6 protein-coding genes are annotated in these 3,059 nt (G+C 51.7%); 1 reads left to right on the forward strand and 5 read right to left on the reverse strand.

Features of this window, described 5'->3' with window-relative positions:
* From MVK46_RS02725 to MVK46_RS02735, 3 genes are all read right to left on the reverse strand, one after another.
* The coding region (locus MVK46_RS02725; RefSeq protein WP_297535101.1) for a desulfoferrodoxin family protein at positions 1–237 on the reverse strand (237 nt) is incomplete at its 3' end.
* A gap of 10 nt (positions 238–247) precedes the next feature.
* Positions 248–409: a rubredoxin gene (gene rd, locus MVK46_RS02730; RefSeq protein WP_297535102.1), complete on the reverse strand. Its 162-nt coding sequence runs from the start codon at positions 407–409 to the stop codon at positions 248–250.
* An 83-nt stretch (positions 410–492) separates the two neighbouring features.
* On the reverse strand, positions 493–1,728 hold the full coding sequence (locus MVK46_RS02735) for an FprA family A-type flavoprotein (protein WP_297535103.1): 1,236 nt from the start codon (positions 1,726–1,728) through the stop codon (positions 493–495).
* 145 nt (positions 1,729–1,873) lie between these two features.
* Between MVK46_RS02735 and MVK46_RS02740 the strand changes: the two genes are divergently transcribed.
* Positions 1,874–2,461, forward strand: a complete 588-nt coding sequence (locus MVK46_RS02740) for a hypothetical protein (RefSeq protein WP_297535104.1) — start codon at positions 1,874–1,876, stop codon at positions 2,459–2,461.
* A 23-nt stretch (positions 2,462–2,484) separates the two neighbouring features.
* On the opposite strand, the gene MVK46_RS02745 is transcribed toward MVK46_RS02740, so the two are convergent.
* Entirely contained in the window at positions 2,485–2,862 is a 378-nt protein-coding gene (locus tag MVK46_RS02745; RefSeq protein ID WP_297535105.1) for a PIN domain-containing protein, read from the reverse strand.
* Positions 2,855–3,059: antitoxin family protein (locus tag MVK46_RS02750; RefSeq protein ID WP_297535106.1), on the reverse strand; the 205-nt coding region annotated here is incomplete at its 5' end. The genes MVK46_RS02745 and MVK46_RS02750, both read right to left, overlap by 8 nt.

The raw sequence follows: 3,059 nt of genomic DNA on the forward strand, positions 1-3,059 counted from the left end.
CAGCGGGTCGCTGTGGTTGGTAAAGGCAACCCTGCCGACGAGAATCGGGAAGTTCTCTCCCTCGGGGTGGAAGTACAGCTCAATCCAAGCGATGTGGTGCTCCGGGGTGTTCGGGTGCGGTATCTCCTTTCCAACGGAGACCTCGACCTTGACGAGGTCGCCCTCCTTCTCGTACTCTATAACGGGGACGTGCTTCTCCCCCTTCCAGTCTCCACTCTTTATGGTTTCGCTCAGCATCTCAACCACCTCACTCTATCTTTTCAAACTGGTCCTTGGGTGCACCGCAGAGCGGGCAGACCCAATCCTCGGGAAGGTCCTCAAACTTTGTCCCCGGCGGAATCCCTCCGTCCGGGTCGCCCTCGTCCTCATCGTATATGTAACCGCAGATTTTGCATCTCCACTTCGCCATGTTCAGACCTCGAACTTATGTTGTTTATTCGGCCTTATAAGGTTTGCGGTTCAAACCTGTGAAATGGAAAAGCGAAAGAAATCTCAAGCTTGGCGAACCCACTCGACGAGCTTCCTGACGGCTTCCCTCAGTTTGGCCTCGTCTTCTTCGCTTGGCATTCCCTTGCTCTCAACGGTAGCCACGTGGTCGAACTTGCTCCTCGTTATCAGCGTCTCTATCTTCCTTCCTGCAACTCCGCCCCAGCCGTACGCTCCGACGATTAGGACGGGCTTCTCGTAGTTGGCCTTGTCGAGTATCTCGAAGAGGGTATAACGTATGCGCGGGTGTATCTCGGCCTCGAAGGTTGAGGCGCCGATGATTATGGCTTCCGCGCTCGGAACCTCACCAAGGATGTCGCTAACTGCTGGAGCCTCCCTGTCGGTGAAGCAGTAAACTACCGGCTTCTTTCCGAGCTTCTTAAGCTCGTCGAGCACTATCTCCATTCTCCGCTCAACGAAGCCGTACATCGAGTCGTAGACCACGAGAACCTTGTCCTTCTCGGGAACGCCGGCCCCGACGCGCTCGTAGAACTCGAAGATTCTTTTCGGATTGTGGCACCACGCTATCCCGTGTCCGGGCAGAATCATCTTGGCGTCTTCGACGATTCCGAGGTTCTTGAGCTTCTTGATGTTCTGGACGATGTACTTGTGGTAGTGGCCGATAACGGTAACGATGTACTTGGTGACGTAAGGCAGATAGCGCTGAACGACCTCCTCGTCGCTGTCGTCTATCGTCTCTGGAATCGAGTAACCACCGCCGGCATCACAGCTGAATATCAGCCTGTCCTCGACGACGTAAGTTATCATCGTGTCCGGCCAGTGGAGCCAGGGGACGGTGATAAAGCGGAAGGTCTTTCCGCCGATGCTCATCTCTTCGCCGTCCTTGACGACCTTGAAGTTCCTAACGACGTCTTTTCCGTAGAAGCCCTCGAGCAGGTTCCTAGCAAAGGCAGTTCCGATGACCTGGGCTTTATAGTTGTTGGCCTCGAGGACCTCCGGCAGTGCCCCGCTGTGGTCCGGCTCGGTGTGGTGGACGATGATGTGCGTTATCTCCTCCGGGTTCACGAGTTCCCTCAGCTTCTCGAGGAAGAGGTCTGCGTAGTCCGCCTTGGTCGTGTCGAAGAGCACAACCGCGTCCTTCAGCTTCATCAGGTATGCGTTGTAGGTTATTCCCTCTGGGATGTACCAGGTTGCCTCGAAGTACTTAATCTCATCATCGTCAATCCTGATGATGTAGAGCTCCGGGTCGGTGCAGAGCTTCTCAACTCTGGCCTTCACCATGACTATCACCGGTTTTAGTTCGGTTTTCCGAATAAAAAGGTTTTCACGCGAGAAGGGGGAGCTTTGGTTTTCGGAACGGCCTTCTCCCAGATATTATACCCTCCGGGAGGAGGGAAATCTATAAGTACCCGGAGGGAGGAGGGAAATGGCCGGGCCATGTTTTAGGACCGAGGTGTATAAAGTTGAAGTAGGCGAATCCATTTTTATAGGCTTTATCAGCGCTACCATCCTCGGAGCCATAATGGAGAGTCTTGGAATCGCTGACTTCTCAATTATAGTAGTTTTTGCATTTATGTTACTCATTGGTTCTCTGTTCATACTACTGCAAACATACGACGAAGAACTCTCGGCTATGAATCCCCACGATATATTGAACTGCATCAATAAGGGAAAAGGAAAATGGGAGGAATATTCCAACCTCCCAGAGATAGAGAAGCTTGAAAAGGCCTATTCCCTCGCCTCCAGGAGAGCCTACGAGGCTTTCAAAGCCTCCTTAATCGGCTGGATAATCACAGGTGTTGGAAACGCTGTCCTTGGGTATGCCATCATGGAAGGAGCACTGCAATACGACTCCCCAATAACCAAGCTAGCAGTTGTAGGTGGCCCATTACTTGGCTTCACCCTCTTCGTGCTCATGATATTTACATACCTGAAGCACAAGGAATACGACAAACAGCTCTTCGCAATCCAGCTCAAGAAGAGCGACAAGGCCGAAATCTCAATCAAGATTTAGCCTTTCAATTTTTCAAGCGTTTGCTACTTCACGAACTCAACGTTCTCCATTTCCCCGAATTCCCTATCCCCAGTCAGGAACTTCACGCCCAGGCTCTTGGCCATCACGTAGCCGAGACAGTCTATGAGAGACAGTTTTTTTCCGTTCTTCCTCTCTCTTATTCGAATTTCGGAGGCGAGGACGTAGTGGTGAACCTCCAGAATAACGACTGTAACTGAGCTTTTCACGATTTCCAGTATCTCCTCAGCCCTCTCAACTCCAAAGTCTCTAACGAGAGCATATGACAGCTCCAAAAGATTAAACTCTGTTGTGTAAAGCTCCGCCGAAGAGTACTTCTCATAGTTTGGATTTCCCTTCAGAATTTCGACGAGAGCGTAGGTGTCGGCGAAGTACTCAGCCATGAACTTCCCTCAGCTCGTCCTTTAGCTGTTGAGCGTCCACACTCCAGTCCTTCAGCAGGCCGAAAATCTCGACCCTAATCCTAACCCTCGCCCGCTCGGGAATGTTAACCTTCTTGAGGGGCTTAAAAACGCCGTTCTCATAGACGGCCTCAACAATTATTCCCATACCTCTCACCAGACCATATTTGACTTCCCGG

Origin of the sequence: Thermococcus sp. (genome assembly GCF_027066465.1) — an archaeon.
GTDB lineage: Archaea > Methanobacteriota_B > Thermococci > Thermococcales > Thermococcaceae > Thermococcus.

What these genes read in the sequence shown, in the direction of transcription:
- MVK46_RS02740 (WP_297535104.1), top strand. Translation starts at nt 1,874, where the DNA reads ATGGCCGGGCCATGTTTTAGGACCGAGGTGTATAAAGTTGAAGTAGGC.
- rd (WP_297535102.1), bottom strand. Translation starts at nt 409, where the DNA reads ATGGCGAAGTGGAGATGCAAAATCTGCGGTTACATATACGATGAGGAC.
- MVK46_RS02745 (WP_297535105.1), bottom strand. Translation starts at nt 2,862, where the DNA reads ATGGCTGAGTACTTCGCCGACACCTACGCTCTCGTCGAAATTCTGAAG.
- MVK46_RS02735 (WP_297535103.1), bottom strand. Translation starts at nt 1,728, where the DNA reads ATGGTGAAGGCCAGAGTTGAGAAGCTCTGCACCGACCCGGAGCTCTAC.